Source organism: Lederbergia wuyishanensis, from assembly GCF_022900255.1.
In the GTDB taxonomy this organism is placed as follows: domain Bacteria; phylum Bacillota; class Bacilli; order Bacillales; family Bacillaceae_C; genus Lederbergia; species Lederbergia wuyishanensis.
In genome coordinates this window covers 12,601-37,925 of sequence record NZ_JALIRM010000007.1, presented here as the reverse complement: position 1 = coordinate 37,925, position 25,325 = coordinate 12,601, and the positions used below count along the sequence as shown (strand labels likewise).

Genomic DNA, 25,325 nt, shown 5'->3' with positions numbered 1-25,325 from the left:
TCCAATAGGACAACTGTGGCCATTTTCTATGGGACATAAGCACTTTGAATGCTCCAATCGGACAATAATTACGATTTTCTTTGTGGCACAGGCACTTTAAACGTTCTAAAAGGACAGGTTACATGCTTTTTGCATGGACTCTGCCCTTTTGAAAGTTCAATCAACAGCTATACTTCTTTTATCGTGCCCTGAGTACCTTGAGCGATCCATACTGACTGCATAACTTATTTTTTCGTTCCCAGGGTAAGTTGACATTCACCGTGACCATAGCGTTCATTTTCTGGACAATAATCGCGATGATCTCTTTATTGAATGTTTTTTTAAATCTTTGCAGCTCTTTTCTATAACCAGTCAATTGTTATTTAATATTTACTCCATCCGCATTTTTTATAAAAATAGTATGCTTTCCTGTACCAAATGTTTGATTTGCCGATTTCACGACGTCTTCATAATCGTTTTGTACTTTTTTCATGTTTTCCCATTTTCCATCATCCAGATTACGGGAATCTTGAACGTCTAACTTAACGTTTGTATCCTTTGATACCATGATATCCAAATAACCGCCGTTTACTACTTCCCAATCATTTTTCATATTGCGTGGTTTTAATGCCAATGAATTTCCTTTTCCATTGACTTCAAGATTCATATTTTCAGGAATTAGAAGAGTTGGCTCCATATGTCCACTAAACCCACTATAACGTTTATATGGAATATCTTTAAATCGTATATATATCGTATCCCCTAGTTTTTCCACAAGTGCATAATCTGAAACCTCTTTTACTGGAAATCCTTTTTTATAGACATCGCCTCTATACGTTCCGAACATCGTCATCGTTTTACTAGTCGTACTTTCAATCGTTACAGGATATGACCCTGCGTCAACTTGAACACGTGTAATTCCATCTAGCATTGTTTCTTCGTATTTTGGTAAATCGACTGTTTTTACTTCGGCTGAAATATATTGGTTTGCCGCATCCAGCAGCCCCACAGACTGCAGTAAGGCAACTCCAAGTCCAAGTGTTCCAATAAAACCGATAAAGATAATACTGATAAAATCATATTTTACGTGGCTATTTTCTTTGTTAAAAAACGATAAGTAAATAAGAATCTCAATTCCTAAAATAATGAATAATACGGGCCACCATGATAAAAGGGCAACCGCCGGATCCCAATCAAGGACTTGCTGTAGAAGAAGGAATACGCCGAGGAAAACGAGTGCCCCTCCCATTGAAAAAGAACCAACTCTCCATGTTCTCATTGTGTATCACCTTCTTCTTTTGTTTGTGTCACTTTTTTACCAGACAATAATTTGATTCCTCCACCTATGAGTAAAATACAGAGGATACCTGTTTGTACGTAACGATAAAACAAATAAAGGATATCTCCTTTAATATACGGAGCAATAATAGGTACTAATATATTCGTTCCTAAATAATAAACCCCTAATGCTATCAAACCAATCCCGACCCATTTTTGATGATTAATAAAGAAAGATACGATTGGCACATCTTCTTCGATTTCATCACTTTCCGCTCTCGATGCTTTTTGCAGACCGTCAAAGAAGCTAAAGAACCAGATAATCGGAACGACAAACAGGAAGATTCCAAGCCTTAATACATCTAGAATATAGATGGAAAAAAGGAATGCTGCCATTAACTGAATCCCGCGTTTTTGCAGTCCTAGATATAAATGACCTGCTCCTGGGATAATGGAAAGCAATGTTGCAATGGCTTTACTTTTTCTACCATCACCTGTTCTATTTTCAATATCTTCTAACACTGACTTATCGACAAGTGTCTCTCCTTTTTGCTTGGCATCAAGTAGCCTTATCACATCAAAGAATCCGTATATCCAAATGATTGGCAGTGTTGCTAAAAAAATAAGGAACTGTTCACGTCCAGTCATCATCGTTACAAATAACACCATAATCGCTGCTCCAAGGAAGGAAGCGAGCAGTGTCATCCCACGATATACTAAACCTAACTGGAAATGTCCTAACCCAGGTACGAACGACAGCACTATTGTAAAAAAGCGTTCAGAGTCATTGGCTTTTTGTTGCACAGCCACATCCTGTGTATTTGTTGGCTGTTGATATAGCTTCGATGCGGTTACAACAGTATCGATAAAGTTGATAATATACATGATCAAACCGCCAATTGAGAATGCTGCAAAAACACCTTCGTTCGACATTGCTGCTAACCCAAACGACACAATTGGAATTCCAATAACAGTTGCTGTATAAAAAAGCCCGCGCAATACTTTCCCTAGATACATCAAACCTCCGCCCGGAAAAAATGCGAGCAAAAACGCGATAAATGGGTTTTTATTCATGACGATCCTCCTCCTTAAGTATCTCTTCGAATTTATTTGTAAAGGAATCTTGTTTATTTAAAAACGATTGAACAAATGATTCAGCTTGCTTCTGTTCGCTATGTTCAAATGTACTTGCCATATTCATAAGATGAGAAAATACCCCTGTTGACATTAAGAACAACGTTACTGCAGCCGCTACGAAATAATGAACAATTGTTTGTTTTTGCGAAATCTTTTTTCGTGGCTTTGTCATTGGCTTTGGCTTATTTAACTCAGTAACTTGTTGCATAATCGAATCTGTAAAGCTTGAGTCTTCCTCAAATTCCGGCATCTGGAATTCCGTCGCTTCCACCGCTTTTAAATAAAGTTCCAGGCAGTGGTCACAACTGTATAGATGGTTTTCATATACTTTTCTTGTTTCTTCATTAAGCTCATCCCGAACGTATTCTAGCCAGTTTTCATACGTCATGTGATTCATGAAAAATCATCCTCCTTCCAGTGCTTTTTCATCCATTGTCTTGCACGATAAAGCTTTACTTCGATGGTTTTCGGCTGTACATTTTGGTTTACTGCTATTTCTTGATATGACTTTTCTTTTATGTAAAAGTCCTCAACGACTGAACGATAATTTTCTGGTAGTTCTTTAATCCTTTTTCGTAAGAGCTCTCTTTTTTCTTTATTAATGACTAGAAGCTCTACACTTTCCAATCGTGGTGAATGCCCCGTTTCGTCATACTCAACTTGCTGGTTTTCCTGCCTTCTAACTTGCTTTCTTTTTATATCGATCGCATGATTAACGGCAATTCTCGTGATCCACGTTTTAAAACCATTACCCTCGAATTGGGGGAGAGAAGTATAGATTTTTAGGAACACTTCTTGTGCCGCATCTTCAGCATCTTTTTCGTTTCGAAGAACGCCGTACACTGTATAAAAAATATGGGTTCTATATTTTTCAACGAGAATACGAAACGCATGATCATTTCCATTTTTTATCTTTTCAATGAGCACATCATCCAAAACTTCTCCCCCCCTTTCCGACTTGCATCCCTATAGACGTTACAAACAACAACCGACCCTACACTTTTTTCTAATTTATTTTATCATGGTTGGGCAAGCTTCTTTTCCTTATCTTCAGCAAACCCATAATCCAGTAAAGAAATTGAATCCGTCCACATGGATTCCTTTCCTGAATGAAGAACAACCGAAATTAAATTTTTGCTTCCTCTATTCGCAGACGAAATGAGACAATAACCCGCCTGGTCAGTGAATCCAGTTTTCAAACCTGTCGCATCTTCGTAATAATAGGAACTGTTAGGATCTAAAAGTTGATTGCGATTTTTATACGTATGTGTTTTCGTTGAATAAATTTGCTGACTTACTAGACTATTGATTATTTTATTTTTTTTAGCTTCCTTCGCAATTAAAGCCAAATCATAGGCAGTAGAAAAATGATTTTCGTCGTGTAAACCATGTGGATTTACAAAGTTTGAATGGTTTGCTCCGATTTCCTTTGCCTTTGTATTCATTAAATCGGCAAAATACTGAATAGCTTCAGGTTCACTCATTTTCTTGTCTTGAATTGCCGTATATACCGCAAGCGACCTCGCCGCATCATTTCCTGATTGTAAAAGCATAGCTGCGAGTAGTTCCTCTACAGTCTGAACTTGTCCTTCGAATAAACCTACACGCGCTTCGCCTTCTGTCTGCAAATAAACTTCTTTGCCAATCTTTACTTTTTCATTAGGCGCTCTTCCATCAAGGACCACCAAAGCAGTCAAAAGTTTCGTCGTACTCGCAGGATATAATTTTGCATTTTGATTTTTTGAAAAAATGATTTTCCCCGTATTTTGATCCATTAAGACTGCAGCTTCTCCCGAAATATGTACAGGCGAATGTGTAAACGCCATGATGATTTGATCTTTTTTATTGTAAGAAATGATCGTTAAAAGAATAATGATAAGGAAAAGGCTTTTTCTTTTCATGAAATTCACTCCTATATTTCGCATATCTATAACTAATAGACGCGGAAAAAACTCCTACCCCTACACTTAAAAAGGAGTTTTATATGAATTTGTAGAATGATAGATGGAGAACATTTTAGAGAGGACCGAAAATATGAAAATAAAAAAAGCCATGCTAACAGTTGGCATGGTCTTCGCAATCATAAGTATGATTGGAAATTATTTATTTTTTACCAGTAAACAATTGAATCAGCCAATCATGTTAAAGCATTATTATGACACTCAGGTTAGCGTTGATAGCATGCTCCAATTTCAATATTTGACGAATCGAAATGATGAAACTAAAATTGCTTGGTTTACGCTTCCAGATTTGGACATAACGCTCCCAGTGTTTGAAGATCAAATATATAATACATTTAGACATCACCAAATAAAGATATTACATGTTAATGTACCTGAAGAACTTGAAGAGATCATGAATAACGGAGAAATACATCTAACCGAAGTAGAAGCACATTTTTCGAATGGGGATATTCAATTGATGGATATTGGAGATGTCATTCTTCGTAAATACAAAGAAAACAAGACCCCTTTCGAATTTAGTGCTAGTGGAAGTTCATCAGACGATACTGGATTTGCAGTTGCGGTGGCAAAAAAAGATGTCAACATCACTGATTTGGAAATTCCGTTTGCAGATAAATTTGAAAAGGCAATAAAGCTTTATGTTGGAGAAAATCAAAGGACTCCCGAAAATCATTCAGATATCGTACCAAAGGGAGAGCTCCTAACAAAAGATTCCTTTCCGATTCTTAAGAAAAAAGGCGATTACTTGTCAATGGAATATGAAATAAAATTTGACAAAGATGATAAAAACAAACTTCATTTATATACCTTTGAAATAAAAATGATTGGCAAAGATGAAGATGGTAAGACATTTTCATTCCCAGATACCATCTATTATCAGCCAGAATTGACCGAAAAAGACATTGCAGCCATTATACAGGGGGACCAATAATGAACGACATTTCAAAAGCCTTTACGAAGATTTTTTGGGGTTTCATGCTCGTATTTTTAGATTTTAAAATTAATCAATTCGATCTTTTACCGGATTTCGTCGGTTATTTTATCATCGTGTCCGCTTTAAGCGATTTAAACTCGTTTTCCGCCTATTTTAAAAAGGCGAGAACGTTTGCGATCATTTTGGCGATTTTGAGTATACCGGAATATTTTATCGGGGAAATCAATATTCTTGAAGGGATTGTTCCATCTACATCGACCATCTTAATCCTAATTTCGTCATCAGTACTTACATTAATACACATTGCTTTTATCTTTTTCTTATTACAAGGATGTATTGAATTAGCGAATCATCATCAAAATTCAACACTTGCAAAAACAACGAAAAATATCCAAACGTTTTATATCATTATTTTACTCGCAGTCACAATTCTAACTCCATTTGTTTTAAATATACCTCAAGATCTGGCTACCGCTATCATAATAGTTGGTGGAATCGCATCATTTGTTGTGTATATCATTGTTCTTATTTTAATATGGAGTTATCGCAAAGCTTTTAATAGTATTTCAAAATAAAGTACGGTAGGCATCCTTTACCAAGATGCCTACCGCTTTTTAAATTTCAAAGTCCACAACGATAGGAAAGTGATCACTCGGAAATCTTCCGTCTACTTGATCATTTACAATGTTAAGAGTACCTACTTTTACATCTCCACGATATAAAATCCAGTCGATCCTTCCTTCTCCACCAGTTGGATCATTAAAGTTATTAAAGCTTCCCAATTCTTTATTGATTCGTTCTGTGGCTGAATCCCATGTATCTATGAAATCCCCTTTTGTTAAAAAGGCTTGGTGTGTGTCCGTTTCGTATACCGTGTTAAAATCTCCCGTAATAAATAATGGAATAGACGAATCAAAGGCTTCTGCCTGTTTTACTATCAACTCCGCACCTTTTACTCTCGCAATCTCAGAAACATGATCCAAATGAGTATTCAAATGGTAGAAAGATTGTTGCGTCTCCTTATCCAAAAATCGAACCCACGTGGCCATCCGTGTACAATCATTTCCCCACGTGCTTGAGGCCATCACATCCGGAGTATCCGACAGCCAAAAATGATCGTATTCTAACACGTCGAAACGACTTTTTTTATAAAATATCGCCATAAACTCACTTTTACTTCCGCCTTCTCTTCCCAAACCAATCCAATCATAATCCTCAAGAAGATGATCCAAATCCTGCACTTGGTTAAATTTACATTCTTGGGTACCAATTAGATCTGGAGATTCTCTTATAATTAAATCCCTCATTAATCCTTTACGTTCCTCCCAAGAATTAGGCGGTGCGTCACAATCATTTCGTACGTTGTATGTCATGATACGTAAATCCATCAGAAAACCCCTTTCTTTTTATGTATACGATTGCAATTATAGCAAAATATCACAGAAGTTTAATATAAAAGATTCATGTTGGCCCCACTATTGATTTTTATATGCTAAAGCTGAATTAAGAATACCAAATCCAATAATTGCAAGAAATAAATACGAATTAACTGTATCCACAAAATTAAACTCATCTGCTACATACCCAAGCATAACCAAGTTAAAGGCAGAGATTATTATACATATAAAACTGATCAACATAACTGAAAACCTGTTTAAAAACTTCAAATACTTTTTGAGAAAAACAATGCTAATAAATACTCCAATTAAAATAATTGTTAAAAAAGTCATTTCATACTTTACAAAATGAAAGTCTTCATATGATTCCATAGCGCTTTCCCCCTATATTTATCTATTACAAATTAGGACGTAAAATATTTATATTTGTTTCCAAATAAAAAAATCCACCTCTATACAGGTGAATTTCTTAAAACAATTTAATTCCACGATCAGCAAGGAATTGAATAGAGTCTAGTAACGACTCGGAATCTACTTGATAGACTTCCTGAACAAGCTTCTCCCATTTTTCAAAGTCATTCATTTTAATCTCGCTTATATTACGAAACGTCATGATTTTCATTGAGCCATTACGTAAAAAATAACATTGATGCCCATTGAAACGAACGGCTGTAATTCTTCTCATTGTAATATTATCATCATTGTCTAGATAAGATGCACGAATATCATCCGTAATATCCGTTTCCGAAAGCGGCTTCCAGATGACTTGTTTTTTCACGAAAGATTTGCCATTTGATTTCCGGTCAATTTCATATGTATCTGTGCTTAGTTTTGTAAAAACAATCTCTTCACCGAAACCATGCATTTGATGCCTCGTCTTAGCTTCCAACTCCACTGGCTTCATAATGGGAGACCCATACCCTACATCAACATAGTATTTTCTATCTTGGATCACCACCATAATGGCGAGATGGCCTGGTTCTACTTTTACAAGAGAGCAATCATACCCAAGTAATGATAGTAATCTAGCAAAATTCATGTTAAGTGTATAGCATGTACCACCCCAGCCTTTTTGAACCATATTTTGAACGAAGACAGGGAGTGGTGGAATATAATCTGGTGCAAGAGAAAAATATTGAAATTTACTAAACGTTTCATACGGAATATATGACAAATGGTGTTGAATAAGGCGCTGCAAATAATTTAGATTCGGTTCCTCTCGTCTTAAGCGTAAATGCTGTAAATATTGATTTGCAATTTCCTCCATTATTCAACACCTCGATTTTATTGAAGTCTATTTTTAATGCTGCTATATACTTCGTCCCAAACAGTAGAGTCTGTTACATATCTTTGCATCATCTGACTGTACATTTCACTTTGCTTCTCCGCGAAGGTTTCGTCTTCCTTACTAGGGAGCTTTGAACGCTGCTCATCTACATATTGTTGCACACTGTCCGCTCTTGGACCCCAAACAGCACGTTCATTACCTTCTTTATCGATAAAAATAAAAATAGGAATTGCTCGTGATGTACCATTTGTTAAGTATTGATCCATTAGCTCCAAATTTTGATCACGAAGTAGCATACGAACTTCTATTCCACTTTTTTCGGCTATTTTTAATAAAATAGGAACATTTACCATGGCATCTCCACACCAATCTTCCGTAAGGACAATGACACGAAGTTCTTCATCTTTTAAATTTGCTAAAAGTGCTTCATCTCCTGCTGGAACTTCAAATTTTTGAAGAATTGTTTGCAAACTTTCTTTATGTTTTTCCATCGAACTTATGTATTCCTCAGGTGTCATTCCTTTATTAAACCAATCGACTAGGTTCATGAGTCTAACCCCTTTTCTTTTATGTTGCCTATTATTATATACTATGATTAATTTTTGTTCAGCTAAGAGGCTTTCAAAAATGTCCATTAATGAAGAGGACTAGATCTCCTTCTATCCTCGGATAACTAACTTCCATTGTCATATAGACATGAAAACCGTTTCTCATTGAAGGATAAGTGCCTCCTATCAATTCATTTGATTCAATAAAAAATAGGCACTCCATCACGGAGCACCTATTCTCGTTATTATCGCTTATCAATTTCTTGTTTTAAAATTTTATTAACCATCGGTGGATTCGCTTGGCCTTTTGTTGCTTTCATGATTTGGCCGACTAGGAATCCGAGTGCGCGGCCTTTACCGTTTTTGTAATCTTCGATGGATTGTGGGTTAGCATCCAATGTTTCAGTTACAATTGCAAGCAATGCGCCTTCGTCTGAAATTTGAACTAAGCCTTTTTCTTTTACGATTGTTTCTGCGTCTCCGCCATTTTCTACAAGTTCGCGGAATACTTGTTTCGCAATTTTGGATGAAATCGTTCCATCTTCAATCAACTTGATCATTCCTGCAAGTCCCGCTGGAGTTAGAGCAATTTCATGCAGTTCCTTTTGCTCGGAATTCAAGTAAGCAGAAAGTTCTCCCATCAACCAGTTGGAAGCTTGCTTCGCGTCTGCCCCTTCAGCAAGTACTGCTTCAAAGAAGTCGGACATTTCTTTCGTTAATGTAAGGACCATCGCATCATACGCTGGGAGACCAAGTTCCTCAACATAGCGTTTCTTACGAGCGTCCGGAAGCTCAGGAATTTCCGCACGAATACGAGCTTTCCATTCATCATCAATATACAATTGAACGAGATCCGGCTCTGGGAAGTAGCGATAATCTTCTGCTCCTTCTTTAACGCGCATTAAGATTGTTTCACCAGTAGATTCGTCAAAACGACGCGTTTCTTGTTGGATTACTCCGCCAGATAAAAGAACTTTTTCTTGGCGCTTTTGTTCAAACTCTAATCCTCTGCGAACAAAGTTAAAGGAGTTCAAATTTTTCAATTCTGTCTTCGTTCCAAACTCTTCTTGTCCAACTGGACGTAAAGAAATGTTTGCATCACATCTTAGAGAACCTTCCTCCATTCGAACATCAGAAACACCCGTATATTGAATAATGGATTTTAGTTTTTCTAAATAAGCATATGCCTCTTGAGGGGAACGAATATCCGGCTCAGAAACTATTTCAATTAATGAAGTTCCAGCACGGTTTAAGTCAACAAGTGATCCGTCTTCTTTATGAGTTAATTTACCAGCATCTTCCTCAAGGTGAAGGCGTGTGATACCGATTTTCTTTTTAACGCCATCTACTTCTATCTCAATCCATCCATGTTCCCCAATTGGTTTGTCAAACTGAGAAATTTGGTAAGCTTTCGGATTATCTGGATAAAAATAGTTTTTACGATCAAATTTTGTTTCTGTCGCTATTGCGCAATTTATCGCCATTGCTGCTTTCATCGCGTATTCTACCGCACTCTTATTCAAAACTGGTAAAACACCAGGATAGCCAAGATCAATAACTGTAGTGTTATGGTTCGGTTCCGCTCCAAAGTGGTTTGGAGCTGGTGAAAATACTTTTGATTTCGTTTTTAATTCTACGTGGACTTCAAGTCCGATTACCGTTTCAAAGTTCATGTCGTCTCTCCCCCCTTACAATTGTGGCTTTTGTTGATGGAAATTCGTCGCTTGCTCGTACGCATGAGCAACACGGTAAATCGTTTGTTCATCAAAGTGCTTTCCAATAATCTGTAATCCAAGTGGAAGACCTTCAGTAAATCCACAAGGTACAGAGATTCCTGGTAGACCTGCTAAGTTAACTGGGATTGTCAGTAAGTCTCTCATATACATTGTCACTACATCATGAACAACTTCACCAATTTTATAAGCTGGTGTAGGAGTTGTAGGTCCTATGATTACATCATACTTAGAAAATACATCGTCGAAATCTTGCTTAATCAATGTTCTGACTTGTTGAGCTTTTTTATAATAAGCATCATAGAATCCTGAGCTTAGAGCAAAAGTACCTAACATGATTCGACGTTTAACTTCATCGCCAAAGCCTTCAGAGCGTGACTTTTTATATAATTCCATTAAATTTTTCGGGTTTGGTGTACGGTAGCCGTAACGAACACCGTCAAAGCGTGCAAGGTTAGCTGAAGCCTCAGAAGAAGCAAGCAGGTAATAAGTTGCAACTCCGTATTGAGAATGTGGTAGGGAAACTTCTTCCCAAGTTGCTCCAAGACCTTCAAGTACTTTAAGGGCAGCAAGCACAGACTCGCGAGAAGCTTCACTTACGCCTTCTCCTAAATATTCTTTCGGAACAGCAATTTTTAACCCTTTAATATCTCCAGTTAATCCTGCTACGTAATTAGGCACTTCTTTATTTACAGTAGTAGAGTCATTACGATCTAATCCTGCAATAGTTTGTAAAATTAGAGCATTGTCCTCAACCGTTTTTGTAATCGGACCAGCTTGATCTAAGGATGACGCAAAAGCGACTAATCCGAAACGAGACACACGTCCATATGTAGGTTTCATACCAACTACACCACAAAATGAAGCGGGTTGACGGATGGAACCGCCAGTATCTGTACCGAGAGCAAATGGTACTTGTCCCGATGCAACTGCCGCTGCAGAACCACCTGAAGATCCACCTGGAACTCTATCAAGATCCCATGGGTTTCTTGTGATTTTAAATGCGGATGTTTCAGTTGTAGAACCCATAGCGAATTCATCCATATTCAATTTTCCAATAGTGACCGTATTCTGTTGATTCAACTTTTCCATAACCGTTGCGTCATAAATAGGGTCAAAGTTCTCAAGCATTTTACTAGCACATGTAGTTCTAAGATTTTTCGTAACGATGTTATCCTTAATACCCGCTGGAATTCCGAAAAGTAGGTTGTCACCCAACTTTCCGTCTAATTCTTTTGCTTTCGCTCTAGCATTCTCTTCATCAACTGTTAGAAAAGCTTGGACTTTTCCATCAACTTCATTGATGCGTTTCATTGATTGATCTACTAGATCAGAAACAGAGATTTCTTTTTTATGTAAAAGTTCGTGGATATCTTTTATGCTATGATCCAAAATCGACATGGGAGTCCCCCCTTAATCCAAAATTTTTGGTACTTTAATTTGTCCATCTTCATGTTGAGGGACGTTTCTTAACACTTCTTCAATTGGCAACCCTTTTACTGGTACGTCTTCACGCATAATATTTTCTTGTGCGAAAACGTGCGACGTAGGTTTAATATTCTCCGTAGTCAATTCATCTAATTTTTCCGCCATTTCGATGATACGGTCGAGCTGTTCAGTAAATTGTTCCGCTTCTTCATCATTCATTTCAAGTCTTGCTAAATGAGCTACATGCAAAACTTGGTCTTTCGTAATTCTCGACATAATCTGCACCTCCAAGTAAAAAATCGATCCTCGCAATACTATTGATAATATCAGAAAAACTTAAACAAACGCAAGAGGGCAAGCTATTTGCCCCCTGTTTTATGAAAAGCATTATTTTGTGATCTGCTTAAGACAGAATTGTAATAGATGCATGTGTTTTGTCGAAATTCTCTCTTGTGTTGCAGAATCGGGACATATCTATCTTTTTTGTAGTGATTCAGGTCGTTGCGTTGCTGTATTAGAATAAATCCATACTTTCTGCTTCAATCCAAGCCCCGCCCCGTTGAACAAAAACTAATAGATATGAACAAACGGCTCCTTATCACCAGGATTTTTAACAATTAATGCTTCTGCCCCATTAATAGATGTTATATTTACATCAACTTTGATGTGATCCGGGAAATGATCCATGACAAGTGAAGTGGCCCACTGGGTGAAGGCTATTATTTCTGCTTGGCCATATAACTGGATAGTGATATCAATTGTTAGTTTAATAAACTGTCCATCCTTATAAAACGCATGACCAATTACACCATTGTAATTTGGGAAGTACTTTTCAACATCGTCTTTAAATCTCATGAAATAAGCAACATCATCACGATGATCGGTTTCTGCCTTTGTTGATGGGAAAAGATAGTATTTTTCATCAATTGCCTTCCAGTCCCCTAAAGTAGTACTTCCATTATTGGAATGTGCGTAGGCAAAAAAGTTTCCTGGAATGACTGCGTTTTTATTTTTTTGTTCGAATAGAGCGATGGTAATCGGGACATCTCCAATCTCTTTATCTGAACGAAGTCGTTTAATTATCTCTTCGGCCATCTTTTTCCCTTCAGCAGCCAATTTATCGTGAGGAATATCCTGTTCAAAAGTCGCCCCGTATTTTTCTTTTTGATAATAATGAACTGAATTCAATGCTAGCCCAATGACAATCCCACCGAGTTTCACGGTATTATCGTTTTTGATTAAATAGTCATGTTCCAACACATGGGCAAGATATATTGGACTTTTAGCATTTTGTTCCTCAATCGTTCCTTCTTCGTTGTTCACCGGATTAAGACCGATATTATCTTCTTCTTTAATATTCAATGTTTTCAACTGGGCAGCCGTATATTTTCGTCGAAGCCATTTACTAACTGTCTCTTTACTAAGCTTTTGTCCTTCTTGAAAAACATATTTATCTGTTGGAAAATTTTCTTTCGCAACGCGCATTAAGCCTGTTTCAAACTCATCAATATCGTATTTTGAGTTAAGATTAGATACGACCATTCCCCTAGTTTTACTAGGCTGAAATTCAATAATTGTACGATAATATGAATCAGAAATTTGATAGTTTGGAATGATGGATTTTTCCTTCTGATCTTTGGTATCTTGTACAACCTCATCATTTTTTTGAAACGTTGGCACACAGCCGCTTAATAAGACCGTTGCCAAAGCTACTGCCAACCATTTTTTCATCCTATTTTTCCACCTTTATTTTGTAAAGATTGCTGCGAGGAATTGTCAGCTATTTTTTCGAGAAAACTAAAAAGTACTATTACTCAGCAAGTTCCTCAATAAGCCTTTCCTCGTCCCACACTTCAATTCCTAGCTCTTCCGCTTTTGTCAATTTCGATCCAGCGTCTTCACCCGCTATGACGAGATCCGTTTTTTTACTGACGCTTCCTGATACTTTACCACCAAGAGACTCAATCGTATCCTTTACTTCATTTCGAGTCATTTTTTCAAGCTTTCCTGTTAAAACAACTGTCTTGCCGTTAAAATACGAATCAATATTAGCCGTATCCGATCTTTTCGGACCGAGATATTCCATATTAACTCCTGCATCTTTTAGCTTGGAGATTAACTGTTCGAATTCCTCGTTTTCAAAAAACGTCGCAATTGCATCTGCCATTTTTTCTCCGACTTCTTCCACGGTTATTAATTCATCGCGTGAAGCAACAGCGAGTTTATCAATTGTTTCGAAGTGCTCAGCAAGAGTTTTTGCAGCCTTTTCTCCAACATGTCGGATACCAAGTCCAAACAGTAATTTTTCCAGTGAATTAGCTCTAGACGCTTGAATGGCATTGATTAAGTTCGTTGCTGATTTTTCTCCCATTCTCTCCATGTTTAAGAGTTGATCCTTCGTTAAAAAATAAATATCTGCAGGATCTTTTACAAGCTGAAGGGAGAATAATTGACCGATTACTTTTTCCCCTAATCCCTCAATATTCATCGCATTTCGAGAAACAAAGTGAATTAATCCTTCGCGTCTTTGCGCAGGACATGTCGGGTTAATACAGCGTAGTGCCACTTCACCTTCTAAACGAACTAGATCACTATCACATTCTGGGCAATGTGTAGGCATATGGAATGGAATCTCTTCACCACTTCTTCTCTCAACAAGTACATTCACTACTTCTGGAATTATATCTCCTGCTTTTTTTACGACAACGTAATCATGTAGCATAATATCTTTTTCTCTTATCAAATCTTCATTATGAAGTGACGCTCTTTGTACAGTCGTTCCTGCAACGCGAACAGGTTCCAAAATCGCTGTTGGTGTTATTACACCGGTGCGCCCGACACTAAGTTCAATATCAATTAGTTTTGTCACGACTTCTTCAGCTGGAAATTTGTACGCAATTGCCCAGCGAGGTGTTTTCGCTGTAGAGCCTAGCTGTTCCTGTTGATCGATTGAATCAACTTTTATAACAATCCCATCGATTTCATAGTCAAGATTCGGACGGTTGTCTGTCCATTTATTGATATACTTGATCACTTCTTCGATAGATTCACATTTTCTTCTTTCCTTATTCACTTTTAAACCGAGCTTCTCAAGTAAATCAAGACCTTCGCTATGAGCGGTAACGCCTGTTGTTCCATAGTCACCCATACCATATAAGAAAATGTCTAGATTACGTGATGCAGCAATCCTCGGATCAAGCTGTCGTAGGGAGCCTGCAGCTGCGTTTCTAGGGTTCGCAAATAACAATTCTCCGTTTTCTTCACGAACTTTATTTAATTGTAAAAATGATTTTTTCGGCATATACGCTTCGCCGCGCACTTCAAGAGAAAATGGTTCTTTTAGACGTATAGGAATCGAACGTATCGTCCTTAAATTAGCGGTAATATCTTCACCAACTGTCCCATCTCCCCTTGTAGACCCTTGTACAAAAAGCCCGTCAACATAGCGAAGTGATACAGCCAATCCATCTATTTTTAATTCACATACGTATGAAAATTGATCTCCAATCGCTTGTCGAATTCTTCTATCAAAGTCGCGAAGATCGTCTTCAGAAAATGCGTTTGCCAAACTCAACATTTGTGTTTCATGGCGCACTTTTTCAAAAGCCGATAATGGCTCGCCACCAACACGTTGAGTAGGAGAGTCAGGTGTAATCAACTCGGGATGTTCTCCCTCGAGTCTCACTAATTCCTTCATCAATCTGTCATACTCTGCATCTGGAACAGACGGGTTGTCCAAAACATGATATTCGTAATTGTATTGGTTTAATAATCTGTATAATTCATTTAATTGTTTTTCTACTGAATCGTGGGCCATACGATCATCCTCCTGAAAAACTTACTGGTACGTGTTCAAAAAGAAGGATAAAAAGGACCAAGAAGTTCTAGGCGGCGCAGTTTCGAGCAGCAAACTTGCACAGGATGTGCTGACTTCTGCGTTGCCCACAGGACGTGGGCGATTTTAGCAGAAGATCCTTTACCTGATACATGAGCAGCGGAGAAACAAGCCAACGAAGAAATTCGAAGTGTAATTTTTATCGTACTTTTTGAACCTCCTCTATTAGATCTTTTTAATCGGGGCAAATTCAGCCAATAGGCGCTTTATGCCAACAGGACTTGGAAAAGCTATGTCGAGCTCGACACTTCCATTTTTTTCTTTTACACTTACAACCGTACCAACACCCCATTTGGTATGCTCCGCTTTATCGCCAACTTTCCAAGCAATTCCATCTGCACCAGATACAACCGGAGTCGGTCTTGTTACAGGCTTACTTCTTGTTTGTTGAACGCCTAAAGCATTGCCAAGGGAAGAAACAGGTCGTCTCATTTCTTTATGGGCATGTTCCAATAGTTCTTCTGGAATCTCTGCAATAAACCTAGAAACAGGATTCATATTCGTACGTCCGAAAAGTGTCCTCATCTGTGCATTTGTAATATACAGTTCTTCTTCTGCACGCGTGATACCGACATAGGCGAGCCTGCGCTCTTCTTCCATTTCTTCCTCTTCGATTAAGGATCTGCTATGCGGAAAAACTCCTTCTTCCATACCGATTAAAAATACAATAGGATACTCGAGTCCTTTGGCGGAGTGAAGAGTCATTAAAGTTACCGCGTCCCCAGGAGTACCATCTTCATCAAGCTTATCAATATCCGCAACAAGCGCCAAGTCTGTTAAAAATGCAATCAAGCTTTTATCATCATTACCTTCTTCAAAGCTTTTCGTAACAGATAAAAATTCGTTTATATTTTCTAAGCGACTTTCGGCTTCGAGTGTTTTTTCTGCCCGCAACATTGCTTCATATCCTGATTTCTCGATGACTTCCTCTACAATTTCAGTAACGGATAGAAAATCTTGCATTTGCGTAAAATTGCGGATTAGTGCATGGAATTCAGAAGCTGTATTAGCTGCTTTTCCCGATAATCCGATAAAGTCAACCTCGTTTAATGCTTGATACAGTGATAAATCATGTTCTCTCGCATAAGACGCAATTTTATCTAAAGAAGTTGCACCAATCCCACGTTTTGGAACATTAATAATACGTTGCAAGCTAATATCGTCGTCTGGATTTGCAATAAGTCGTAAATAGGCTAGCAAGTCTTTAATCTCTTTACGATCATAGAACTTTGTTCCGCCGACGATATTGTACTCAATGTTTGACTTTAATAAAACTTCCTCCATTACACGGGACTGAGCATTTGTCCGATAAAGGATAGCCACGTCTGAAAGCTTGCGGTTAGGCTCCGCAGTCTTTTCTTTTATTTTTCCAGCAACGAATTGAGCTTCCGTTTGCTCCCCATCCGCTCGGTAATACACAATTTTTCGACCTTCATCATTATCCGTCCACAAATTTTTGGCCTTTCGATTAAAGTTATTCTTTATAACTTCGTTCGCCGCTTCCAAAATTCGTTTTGTTGATCGATAGTTTTGCTCTAGTAAAATAACTTTCGCATTCGGATAATCTTTTTCAAATGAAAGGATATTAGCAATATCGGCTCCACGCCATCTGTATATCGACTGGTCTGAGTCTCCTACGACACATAAATTTTTCAAACGTGCTGCAAGTAATTTGACTAAAAGATACTGTGCACGGTTCGTATCTTGGTACTCATCGACATGAATATACTGGAACTTGCGTTGATAGTATTCGAGCACCTCAGAAACACTTTGAAATAGCTGAATCGTCACCATGATTAAATCGTCAAAATCGAGTGCATTATTTCTGCGAAGTCTGCGCTGGTACTCTGTGTATACCTTGCTGACTGTTTGCGCATAGTAGCCCGCCGCTTGTTTTTCATACTCTGATGTGGTAACCAATTCATTTTTCGCACTGCTTATCGCACTAAGAATCGCCCTAGCATCATACTTTTTCGGATCAATATTAAGGTCTTTCTGGACATTTTTAATGACAGATAGTTGGTCAGTCGTATCGAGGATTGTAAAGTTACGGTTGTATCCAAGCCGGTCAATATCGCGTCGCAAAATACGAACGCACATGGAGTGAAAGGTAGAAATCCAAACTTCTTCCGCTGTACCGCCCATAATTCTTCCAATCCGGTCTTTCATTTCGCGTGCAGCTTTATTCGTAAACGTAATCGCTAAAATATTGTATGGATTTACACCTTTTTCCACCATTAAATAGGCAACTCGATGTGTAAGCACCCTCGTTTTTCCACTTCCAGCTCCAGCCATAATCAACAAGGGGCCATCTGTCGTTTTAACTGCCTCCCTTTGCTCAGGATTTAACCCTTCAAGGAGACGATTTGATAAAAATTGCACGTTCTTCACCGCCTGTTTAGGAACATTTGTTCTATTATATCGTTAGTTGTTAACTGTTTTCAATGCTTCGTCAAAATTTTCGTAAATGGCATTTCCAACAATGATCACATCGGCAATCTGTCCCATTTCTTTTGCCTGTTGTACGGTTTGAATTCCGCCCCCATAAAATAATCTTGTTTCAGAAAGCTGCCTTTTCACTTTTTTAACAAGCTCTGGGTCACCATAAGTGCCACTATATTCCATATAAAAAATCGGCATACGAAACATTTTTTCCGCCATCATCGCGTACGCAATGACATCCTCGTCATCTAAATTCGTGTTGGCATTTGTTTGAATTGCCGCTTTACAATTATCGTTTAATATACAGTAGCCTTCAATAAGAATTTCATTCCAATCCATAAGTTCACCGTACTCTTTAACAGCTTCATGGTGAATACCTGAGAACCAGCGGATATCTCGACTGTTCAACACCGAAGGAATGAAATATAAATCAAAGCCTGGCGTAATCGACTCAAGATTGCTCACTTCAAGTACGCAAGGTACCGTATACCTTCTAATTCTTGCCATCAGATTAAGAACTTTATCCAAAGTTACATCATCTGTACCTCCAACAATGATGGCGTCCGTTCCCGATTCACATAATTTTTCAAGATGATTGTCTGAAATCTCTTTATTCGGGTCTAGCTTAAAAACATGACGCCATTCCTTTACATCGTACATAAGCTCAAAATCCTCCATTATTTTCGATACCATAGTACATTATAGCATTTTGACGAGTGTGTTACTGAGGAAAAAGAGAAAATTCTTTGGATAAAACGATTCGCTACTTTGGGAGTTCTGTTTCTTCGGTTCGTGGTTGTATTCGTAATCGGGATTAGTCTAATTCACTTATGCGCATCTCTATTTGTCTTCTGCGCTATTCTATTTGAAATGGGAGTATTACTATTCGCTGCCCGTGCGTCTCTATTAGCCGTTGGGCAGCTCTATTAGCCGTCAGGGCAGCTCTATTAGCCGTCCAGGCAGCTCTATTAGCCGTCAGGGCATCTCTATTCGATCACGAAAACTAAAAGCCCAGTATCTCATAATCATTAAGATACTAGGCTTTCATAAAGCTATTCTTTATTTTTTGTGAATTCTATCAAGAACCATTTCGTACGTATCGTTCCCGTAATTGAGACAGCGCTTCACCCTAGAGATTGTAGCTGTACTTGCTCCTGTTTCTGTTTCAATTTTATGATAGGTTTTTCCTTCTCTAAGCATTCTAGCTACTTCGAGACGTTGTGATAAGGCTTGAATCTCATTAATTGTACATAGATCATCAAAGAAGCGATAGCATTCTTCAACATTTTTTAAAGACAGGACCGCTTCAAACAATTGATCAAGTTCACGACCCCTTAATTTTTCAATTTGCATCTATCTATCTCCTTTTTATCTTAAAACAGTACTTGCTTGCACATAGTTCAAACAACGACATATATCTGCTTTAGTTTTGTTCATATGAGACAACATCTAAACTAGGTACCACATTTACCCATGTTTTGCCTGGAACAAGCTTTGCAGGGTTTCCGTCCTCGTATGGAGTAATAATACCGTCAGAATTTCTCCATTCGATTTCATTCATGATTCCTTTTTGGAACAAGTACGCTTTTCCGCCTGATTTTAAATTTATAAAACGTCTTCCAGAAGAGTCTAACACCTTATGTTCAGTTTCAATAACAAGAAGATTATCAACTAACACTGGTGCACCATTCTTATATTCCACTGTTTGTTCACCATCAGAAAAACGGGAATATCGACCAGATTGAGTGTCGTATTTATACTCCGCTGTAAATTGTGAATTGTTTCCATAAACAATTTTTATTTGGTCTGCACCATTACCATTTATACCCTCAAGCTCTTTTTCTGTGTAAAAGTCCATTGAAGCAGGCGGATTTGTCATAGAAAACCCGTTATCCTCTGCTCCTTTTTCGATATTTGCAAAAGTAATATAGGAATTATGAGGTGCTTTTCGATCCGACGATCGTTTAAATAAAGTACCATCGTATTTCATCCCATTTAAATGATCGATGACACCAGATGCAAGTGTTTTTTCAGCCTCGGGGCTATATCCATGCGCTATAAAAAGCGCTTTATAGCCTTGGGCAAGCTCGATAAAATATTCACGGGCACTACGCACTGGACCAATGTTGTCAGGTGTTTCACTTTGAAAAACAGCTAAAAATCTCGTAACATTTCCTTCAGCTAGCAGTTCATATACAATATCGGCCTGCGAGAGACCTGTTTGAGGACGCGCTGCCGGATGATTATTAATCGTGACAGCCACCGCTCTCCGATTAGGCTCCACGTCAGTACCTATACCTGTTAACGGAAAATGAAAATCATACGTTTTTTCATGAGCTTGTTCCGATTGTTCCGGTTCCTTCACTTCTGGCTCTTGTGATTCTTTCTCAGGCGCCTTTTTACTACATGCTGTTAAAAGTAATATGAATGTGATCAATAGTATGATTTGTATCGATTTATGTTTCACTATTCCATCCCCTACATCTTTCTTCACTCTACCATTTTAACGCATTAATGTCGGAAATAGTATAGTTTTATTCATAACGTCATACATTCCGCTTTGCGTCACTCTAATGTACGGTAAATGAGTTGCCGAGAAAAATAATAAAGAATAAATAGGATCTGTAAAAGGATATCCTCTCTCATACAGTAATTCTTTTAATCTTTCTTCAGCATCAATTAATTCCTCTAATGGTTGGTCGGACATTAAACCAGCAAGAGGCAAAGGAATTTCATGTATTATTTTACCGTTTTCAGCAAGGACAATCCCACCGCCTATTTCTTTCATTCTTTTAAAAGCAAGGATCATATCCTTTTTCATTTTACCAATAAGAATAATATCTCCTGTATTTGAAAAAGAAGAGGCGAAACCGCTTACACTTTTTGCGAATCCTTTGACAATTGTGTTAATTCTCCACTTCCCATTTCGATCCAATAATGCAAAATAACTCTCTTCATGATTTTGTGGAAGATTTTCAATTGAGAAATCAAGTGAAACAGAATACGGTTTTGTAATGACATCATTAACCATTTCGATTCCAAATGGCATGGAAAATTGCAAATCAGAAGATTGTAGCTCCCAATCTAAATTCAATGGATCTAAGCCAAATTCCTTCCAGTTGATATCCTCGTCATTTATTAAATTTTGACCATCTCTTTTTACCCATTGTCCTTTAGTAAGAACCGATACTGGGGTTGGCTCCGCTTCATTTGCAAGAAAATTTATATTTGCGATTCTGCCTGTTGCAATCATACCGTGATGATGAGTCAGATTAAAATGGCGTGCGACATTATAGGAAGCCATATGATAAGCATCGATAATAGGAACTCCGTTTTTAATCGCCATATCAATCATCATGTCCATGATTCCTTGTTTATAAAAAGCTGGTGTAGAGCCATCTGTTGTAAAAATAAGTGAATCATATTGATCGAGACCTAAATCATGAATTTCTTCTAACAGTACATTCAGATCTGGTCTAATAGATGAATGTCTAAGAGCAACCGTATATCCATGCATGAGGCGCTTGTAAACATCAGCCCCTGTCATCGATTCATGATCCCCATCTACACCAAATAATTTCATTTTTGTCAATGTCTTATCGGATGCACCAGGGAAATGACCTTCCACTTTTTTACCGAGACGCTTCGTTTCTTGAATCCAATGCAACATTAAATCGTCCCCAGCTAGGAGCTTTGGCCATCCAGTCAATTCTCCACCTTGAACAACAGCCTCGTGCTCTAACCATGACTTAATATCACTATTCGTAAAGATTGTTTCCTCTTCATTCATCTCGGTTTGAGAGTCAAAACGCCCCCACCAATACATAGAAACGGGTGATTCATTAAGCTCATTCAATAGTGCAAACGCTTTCTTTTTGTTTAAATGTAGAAAAAAGAACAGGTTGTCACATATTAGAGTCGTTGTACCAGATTGAGATGCAAAACGAGCGAATGATTGGGGATTATAAAGTTGAAACGGGTGAACGTGAGGCTCTATATATCCAGGAACAAGAGTAAGTCCGGAGCAATCGATAATTTCACAGTTTTCTAGTCTCTTAGGGAGTTCTTCGCCGATATAAATAATGCGATCTTGATGAATCCATATATTGGACGTAATCCATTTTCTTAAAATCGAATGCAGGAAGCGGGCGTTTTTTAACAGAAGAGTTGGCGACTTTTGCCCATCTATAACAGACACCTGTTCCCGAATCTGTCTATTTTTCCAGCGGTATCGTTGATTCCACATACCATTTTCCTCCTGGGAGTATAACTTTCAATATTACATTATTCTAACATACTATTCGTTTTAACGCAGTAAAGTTCTACAGAAAAATATTAACAATTTGTGAATAGAAAAAGCGGAAGCGACAAAAAAGGGGGGACAGGTCCATTTGAACCCGTCCCCTTTGGACCTGTCCCCATCAAAAAATTAGAGGGCTTTATGTGCAATATCTTTACGATAGAAAAATTCTTGATGATCTAGTTGTTTCATAGCTTGATAGACTTTATCTACCGCTTCTTGGATTGAATCAGCTTTTGCGGCTGCTAATAGCAATCTTCCTCCATTTGATACGTAAGGACCATCTTTTCCAATGCGTCCAGTTCCTGCGTGGAAAAACGATATGTTCAGCTCATTTGATGCAAAGGTTGGTAACGCGACACCTTTTTTATAGTCTCCAGGATACCCCTCGGCTGCCAGAACGACACCAACTACCGCTTCGTTAGACCATTGAATAACAGGCTCTTTTCCCTCCAATAAATCATCCACTAGCTGGACAAGATCACTTTCAAGTCTCGCTAATACAACTTGCGTTTCAGGATCACCGAAACGGGCGTTAAATTCGATTACTTTAGGACCATGTTCAGTTTGGATTAATCCGGCATACAGTATGCCTGTAAAAGGACGTCCCTCTTGTATCATCGCTTTTGCAGTAGGAAGTAAAATTTCCTCAACTGCACGTTCAACTTCTGCTTCAGGAATAAACGGTACAGGAGAATAGGCACCCATCCCACCTGTATTTGGACCTTTGTCGCCGTCAAAAGCGCGCTTATGGTCTTGTGCAATTACCATTGGATAAACCTTTTCTCCATTCACAAAAGCCATTAAAGAGAATTCTTCACCTTCAAGAAACTCTTCTACCACTACTGTCGCTGATGACTCTCCAAATCTTGAATCAAGCAGCATATCCTTTAAAGCTGCATCCGCTTCTTCAAGTGTCATTGCAACGACAACACCTTTTCCAGCGGCAAGCCCATCAGCCTTAATGACTATAGGAGCTCCCTTTTTTTCGACATACGCTTTGGCCCCATTATAAGAATGGAAGCTTTCGTATTCGGCTGTTGGAATATGATATTTTTTCATCAATTCTTTCGCGAATGATTTACTTCCTTCTATAATAGCTGCATTTTTGCGTGGGCCAAAAACTTTTAAACCAGCAGTCTCGAATTCGTCTACAATTCCTGCTGCCAGTGGAACTTCTGGTCCTACAATCGTTAAATCAATCTTGTTTTCATTCGCAAATTGAATAAGGTTTGAAAAATCCGTTTCTTTTATCGGAACGAGTGTTGCATCTTCTGCAATACCTGCATTTCCTGGAGCGCAATAAACTTCTGTTACAAGTTCGCTCATCTTCACTTTTTTACAAAGGGCATGCTCGCGACCGCCTCCGCCCACAACCAATACCTTCAAAAAATCACCGCCCTTTTAATTTTTGAACCTGTCCCCTTTGGACCTGTCCCCAAGGGGACTGTCCCCGATTAATGTTTGAAGTGGCGTACGCCTGTGAATATCATGGCGATGCCGTGTTCGTCGCAAGCTTTGATTGATTCTTCGTCGCGAATCGATCCGCCTGGTTGGATGATGGCTGTAATTCCAGCACGTGCTGCTTCTTCTACTGTATCGCTCATTGGGAAGAAGGCATCTGAAGCTAGTACGGCACCTTTTGCACGCTCTCCGGCTTGTTCAAGAGCGATTTTTGCTGCTCCTACTCTGTTCATTTGACCAGCACCAACACCAAGGGTCATATCGTTACCTGCTACAACAATCGCATTGGATTTTACATGTTTTACAACTTTCCACGCTAATTTTAATGCAGCTAACTCTTCTTCAGTAGGCTGACGTTTCGTAGGGATCGAAATTTGTGCATCCTCATATGTAAAGGAATCCTGATCCTGTACAAGTAATCCACCTTCTACGGAAGTGAGCATTTTTTCTTGTTTTTGAACACCGTCAAAAGGAATCGTCATTAAACGGATATTTTTCTTGCTTGTTAAAATGTCCAAAGCTTCAGCTGAAAACGATGGAGCAATAATAATTTCTAGGAAAATTTCATGGAGCTGACGAGCTGTGTCCCCATCTACTTCTCGATTAAAAGCAACAATTCCGCCAAAAATCGATGTAGGATCAGCTTCATATGCTTTCTTGAATGCTTCTGAAGCAGTTGCTCCAATCCCGGCTCCACAAGGGTTCATATGCTTAACTGCAACAGCCGCAGGCTCATCGAAATCTTTTACAAGCTGTAAAGCCGCATCTGCATCATGGATATTATTGTAAGATAATTCCTTCCCATGAAGTTGCTCTGCATTTGCGATTGAAAAAGCAGATCCGAGTGGCTTTTTATAAAAAGCGGCTTTTTGATGAGGATTTTCCCCATAACGTAAATTTTGTTTCAATTCGAATGTATACGTAACACGTTCAGGTTGTTCTTCGCCAGCAAGCTCAGTCATATATTCCGCAATTTGCGCATCATACGCAGCAGTATGGCGGAAAACTTTAGCAGCAAGCTTTCTTTTTGTTGCTTTTGAAACTTCTCCATTTTCGCTCAGCTCGGAAAGAACAGTTTCGTAGTCAGCTGCATCTACAACAACAGCAAGATCTTCGTGGTTTTTTGCAGCAGCTCGGAGCATTGAAGGGCCACCGATATCGATATTTTCAATCGCATCCTCTGGTGTCACATCAGGTTTTGCAATCGTCTGTTGGAAAGGATATAAATTAACGCATACAACATCAATCGGCTTAATTCCTTGCTCATCAATTTGTTTCATATGGTCATCAGAATTTCTTTTTGCGAGTAATCCTCCGTGAATCATTGGATGAAGTGTTTTTACACGACCTTCCAAAATCTCAGGAAAACCCGTAATTTCGTCTACCCCTGTAACAGGTAATCCATTTTCTTCAAGCGTCTTTTTCGTTCCACCAGTCGATAATAATTCAAATCCAAGCTCAACAAGCGCTTTTGAAAAGTCAACTACACCTGTTTTGTCTGACACGCTGATTAGTGCTCTTTTCATGAACCTGTGTCC

Annotated in this window: 23 protein-coding genes; 2 read left to right on the top strand and 21 right to left on the bottom strand. The window is 38.4% G+C overall.

The features are described 5' to 3' along the window. Positions 1–358 precede the first annotated feature (358 nt). From MT489_RS11255 to MT489_RS11235, 5 genes are all read right to left on the bottom strand, one after another. Complete coding sequence (locus tag MT489_RS11255; RefSeq protein WP_244681653.1) at positions 359–1,258, bottom strand: LiaF transmembrane domain-containing protein; 900 nt, start codon at positions 1,256–1,258, stop codon at positions 359–361. After that, positions 1,255–2,331, bottom strand: a complete 1,077-nt coding sequence (locus MT489_RS11250; protein WP_244681652.1) for a hypothetical protein — start codon at positions 2,329–2,331, stop codon at positions 1,255–1,257. Before MT489_RS11250 ends, MT489_RS11255 begins: the two co-directional genes overlap by 4 nt. After that, entirely contained in the window at positions 2,324–2,791 is a 468-nt protein-coding gene (locus MT489_RS11245) for an anti-sigma factor family protein (RefSeq protein WP_244681651.1), read from the bottom strand. The genes MT489_RS11250 and MT489_RS11245 overlap by 8 nt, the downstream gene beginning before the upstream one ends. Next, the gene (locus tag MT489_RS11240) at positions 2,788–3,330 is read right to left on the bottom strand and encodes an RNA polymerase sigma factor (protein WP_244681650.1); all 543 of its coding nucleotides are present in this window, start codon (positions 3,328–3,330) and stop codon (positions 2,788–2,790) included. Before MT489_RS11240 ends, MT489_RS11245 begins: the two co-directional genes overlap by 4 nt. Before the next feature lie 83 nt (positions 3,331–3,413). Then, a complete protein-coding gene (locus MT489_RS11235) occupies positions 3,414–4,295 on the bottom strand; it encodes a D-alanyl-D-alanine carboxypeptidase family protein (protein ID WP_244681649.1) in 882 nt (293 codons plus the stop codon). A gap of 133 nt (positions 4,296–4,428) precedes the next feature. On the opposite strand from MT489_RS11235, the gene MT489_RS11230 reads away from it, so the two are divergent. Together MT489_RS11230 and MT489_RS11225 are read left to right on the top strand one after the other, a co-directional pair. Next, positions 4,429–5,289, top strand: coding sequence for a hypothetical protein (locus MT489_RS11230; protein ID WP_244681648.1), 861 nt, complete (start codon positions 4,429–4,431; stop codon positions 5,287–5,289). Next, the gene (locus MT489_RS11225) at positions 5,289–5,867 is read left to right on the top strand and encodes a hypothetical protein (RefSeq protein ID WP_244681647.1); all 579 of its coding nucleotides are present in this window, start codon (positions 5,289–5,291) and stop codon (positions 5,865–5,867) included. Before MT489_RS11230 ends, MT489_RS11225 begins: the two co-directional genes overlap by 1 nt. Before the next feature lie 39 nt (positions 5,868–5,906). Here MT489_RS11225 and MT489_RS11220 read toward each other — a convergent pair whose 3' ends face one another. The 16 genes from MT489_RS11220 to purH all read right to left on the bottom strand — a co-directional run bounded on the left by MT489_RS11220 (position 5,907) and on the right by purH (position 25,313). Then, complete coding sequence (locus tag MT489_RS11220) at positions 5,907–6,680, bottom strand: endonuclease/exonuclease/phosphatase family protein (protein ID WP_244681646.1); 774 nt, start codon at positions 6,678–6,680, stop codon at positions 5,907–5,909. Positions 6,681–6,767: 87 nt separating this feature from the next. Then, entirely contained in the window at positions 6,768–7,061 is a 294-nt protein-coding gene (locus MT489_RS11215) for a hypothetical protein (protein WP_244681645.1), read from the bottom strand. A gap of 97 nt (positions 7,062–7,158) precedes the next feature. Continuing rightward, positions 7,159–7,956 carry an arylamine N-acetyltransferase gene (locus MT489_RS11210; protein WP_244681644.1) on the bottom strand — a complete coding sequence of 266 codons (798 nt, stop codon included), beginning with the start codon at positions 7,954–7,956 and terminating at the stop codon, positions 7,159–7,161. A 17-nt stretch (positions 7,957–7,973) separates the two neighbouring features. Then, positions 7,974–8,525 (bottom strand): thioredoxin family protein, encoded by a 552-nt coding sequence (locus tag MT489_RS11205; protein WP_244681643.1) that lies wholly within the window; start codon positions 8,523–8,525, stop codon positions 7,974–7,976. Positions 8,526–8,770: 245 nt separating this feature from the next. Beyond that, a complete protein-coding gene (gene gatB, locus MT489_RS11200) occupies positions 8,771–10,198 on the bottom strand; it encodes an Asp-tRNA(Asn)/Glu-tRNA(Gln) amidotransferase subunit GatB (RefSeq protein ID WP_244681642.1) in 1,428 nt (475 codons plus the stop codon). A gap of 15 nt (positions 10,199–10,213) precedes the next feature. Next, positions 10,214–11,659, bottom strand: coding sequence for an Asp-tRNA(Asn)/Glu-tRNA(Gln) amidotransferase subunit GatA (gene gatA / locus MT489_RS11195; RefSeq protein WP_244681641.1), 1,446 nt, complete (start codon positions 11,657–11,659; stop codon positions 10,214–10,216). A 12-nt stretch (positions 11,660–11,671) separates the two neighbouring features. Next, positions 11,672–11,962: an Asp-tRNA(Asn)/Glu-tRNA(Gln) amidotransferase subunit GatC gene (gene gatC / locus MT489_RS11190; RefSeq protein ID WP_244681640.1), complete on the bottom strand. Its 291-nt coding sequence runs from the start codon at positions 11,960–11,962 to the stop codon at positions 11,672–11,674. Between the two features lie 294 nt (positions 11,963–12,256). Beyond that, entirely contained in the window at positions 12,257–13,417 is a 1,161-nt protein-coding gene (locus tag MT489_RS11185) for a CamS family sex pheromone protein (protein WP_244681639.1), read from the bottom strand. A gap of 79 nt (positions 13,418–13,496) precedes the next feature. After that, positions 13,497–15,503, bottom strand: a complete 2,007-nt coding sequence (gene ligA, locus MT489_RS11180; protein WP_244681638.1) for an NAD-dependent DNA ligase LigA — start codon at positions 15,501–15,503, stop codon at positions 13,497–13,499. Between the two features lie 243 nt (positions 15,504–15,746). Beyond that, complete coding sequence (gene pcrA / locus MT489_RS11175; RefSeq protein WP_244681637.1) at positions 15,747–17,963, bottom strand: DNA helicase PcrA; 2,217 nt, start codon at positions 17,961–17,963, stop codon at positions 15,747–15,749. Between the two features lie 42 nt (positions 17,964–18,005). After that, positions 18,006–18,683 carry a heptaprenylglyceryl phosphate synthase gene (gene pcrB / locus MT489_RS11170; protein WP_244681636.1) on the bottom strand — a complete coding sequence of 226 codons (678 nt, stop codon included), beginning with the start codon at positions 18,681–18,683 and terminating at the stop codon, positions 18,006–18,008. Between the two features lie 399 nt (positions 18,684–19,082). Further along, complete coding sequence (locus MT489_RS11165) at positions 19,083–19,376, bottom strand: YerC/YecD family TrpR-related protein (RefSeq protein ID WP_244681635.1); 294 nt, start codon at positions 19,374–19,376, stop codon at positions 19,083–19,085. Positions 19,377–19,446: 70 nt separating this feature from the next. Beyond that, positions 19,447–20,490, bottom strand: coding sequence for a DUF3048 domain-containing protein (locus MT489_RS11160; protein WP_244681634.1), 1,044 nt, complete (start codon positions 20,488–20,490; stop codon positions 19,447–19,449). A 36-nt stretch (positions 20,491–20,526) separates the two neighbouring features. Continuing rightward, positions 20,527–22,269: an adenine deaminase C-terminal domain-containing protein gene (locus MT489_RS11155; RefSeq protein ID WP_244681633.1), complete on the bottom strand. Its 1,743-nt coding sequence runs from the start codon at positions 22,267–22,269 to the stop codon at positions 20,527–20,529. A gap of 183 nt (positions 22,270–22,452) precedes the next feature. Then, entirely contained in the window at positions 22,453–23,712 is a 1,260-nt protein-coding gene (gene purD / locus MT489_RS11150) for a phosphoribosylamine--glycine ligase (RefSeq protein WP_244681632.1), read from the bottom strand. A 68-nt stretch (positions 23,713–23,780) separates the two neighbouring features. Next, positions 23,781–25,313 (bottom strand): bifunctional phosphoribosylaminoimidazolecarboxamide formyltransferase/IMP cyclohydrolase, encoded by a 1,533-nt coding sequence (gene purH / locus MT489_RS11145; protein WP_244681631.1) that lies wholly within the window; start codon positions 25,311–25,313, stop codon positions 23,781–23,783. Between the last annotated feature and the right edge of the window lie 12 nt (positions 25,314–25,325).

Bases quoted from the DNA above. Each gene is read 5' to 3' on its own strand.
- MT489_RS11165 (WP_244681635.1), bottom strand. From the start codon at position 19,376: ATGCAAATTGAAAAATTAAGGGGTCGTGAACTTGATCAATTGTTTGAA.
- pcrB (WP_244681636.1), bottom strand. From the start codon at position 18,683: ATGTACGATGTAAAGGAATGGCGTCATGTTTTTAAGCTAGACCCGAAT.
- gatA (WP_244681641.1), bottom strand. From the start codon at position 11,659: ATGTCGATTTTGGATCATAGCATAAAAGATATCCACGAACTTTTACAT.
- MT489_RS11155 (WP_244681633.1), bottom strand. From the start codon at position 22,269: ATGTGGAATCAACGATACCGCTGGAAAAATAGACAGATTCGGGAACAG.
- gatC (WP_244681640.1), bottom strand. From the start codon at position 11,962: ATGTCGAGAATTACGAAAGACCAAGTTTTGCATGTAGCTCATTTAGCA.
- gatB (WP_244681642.1), bottom strand. From the start codon at position 10,198: ATGAACTTTGAAACGGTAATCGGACTTGAAGTCCACGTAGAATTAAAA.
- MT489_RS11230 (WP_244681648.1), top strand. From the start codon at position 4,429: ATGAAAATAAAAAAAGCCATGCTAACAGTTGGCATGGTCTTCGCAATC.
- MT489_RS11245 (WP_244681651.1), bottom strand. From the start codon at position 2,791: ATGAATCACATGACGTATGAAAACTGGCTAGAATACGTTCGGGATGAG.
- ligA (WP_244681638.1), bottom strand. From the start codon at position 15,503: ATGGCCCACGATTCAGTAGAAAAACAATTAAATGAATTATACAGATTA.
- MT489_RS11255 (WP_244681653.1), bottom strand. From the start codon at position 1,258: ATGAGAACATGGAGAGTTGGTTCTTTTTCAATGGGAGGGGCACTCGTT.
- MT489_RS11220 (WP_244681646.1), bottom strand. From the start codon at position 6,680: ATGGATTTACGTATCATGACATACAACGTACGAAATGATTGTGACGCA.
- MT489_RS11205 (WP_244681643.1), bottom strand. From the start codon at position 8,525: ATGAACCTAGTCGATTGGTTTAATAAAGGAATGACACCTGAGGAATAC.
- MT489_RS11185 (WP_244681639.1), bottom strand. From the start codon at position 13,417: ATGAAAAAATGGTTGGCAGTAGCTTTGGCAACGGTCTTATTAAGCGGC.
- MT489_RS11235 (WP_244681649.1), bottom strand. From the start codon at position 4,295: ATGAAAAGAAAAAGCCTTTTCCTTATCATTATTCTTTTAACGATCATT.
- purH (WP_244681631.1), bottom strand. From the start codon at position 25,313: ATGAAAAGAGCACTAATCAGCGTGTCAGACAAAACAGGTGTAGTTGAC.
- MT489_RS11250 (WP_244681652.1), bottom strand. From the start codon at position 2,331: ATGAATAAAAACCCATTTATCGCGTTTTTGCTCGCATTTTTTCCGGGC.
- MT489_RS11210 (WP_244681644.1), bottom strand. From the start codon at position 7,956: ATGGAGGAAATTGCAAATCAATATTTACAGCATTTACGCTTAAGACGA.
- MT489_RS11215 (WP_244681645.1), bottom strand. From the start codon at position 7,061: ATGGAATCATATGAAGACTTTCATTTTGTAAAGTATGAAATGACTTTT.
- MT489_RS11225 (WP_244681647.1), top strand. From the start codon at position 5,289: ATGAACGACATTTCAAAAGCCTTTACGAAGATTTTTTGGGGTTTCATG.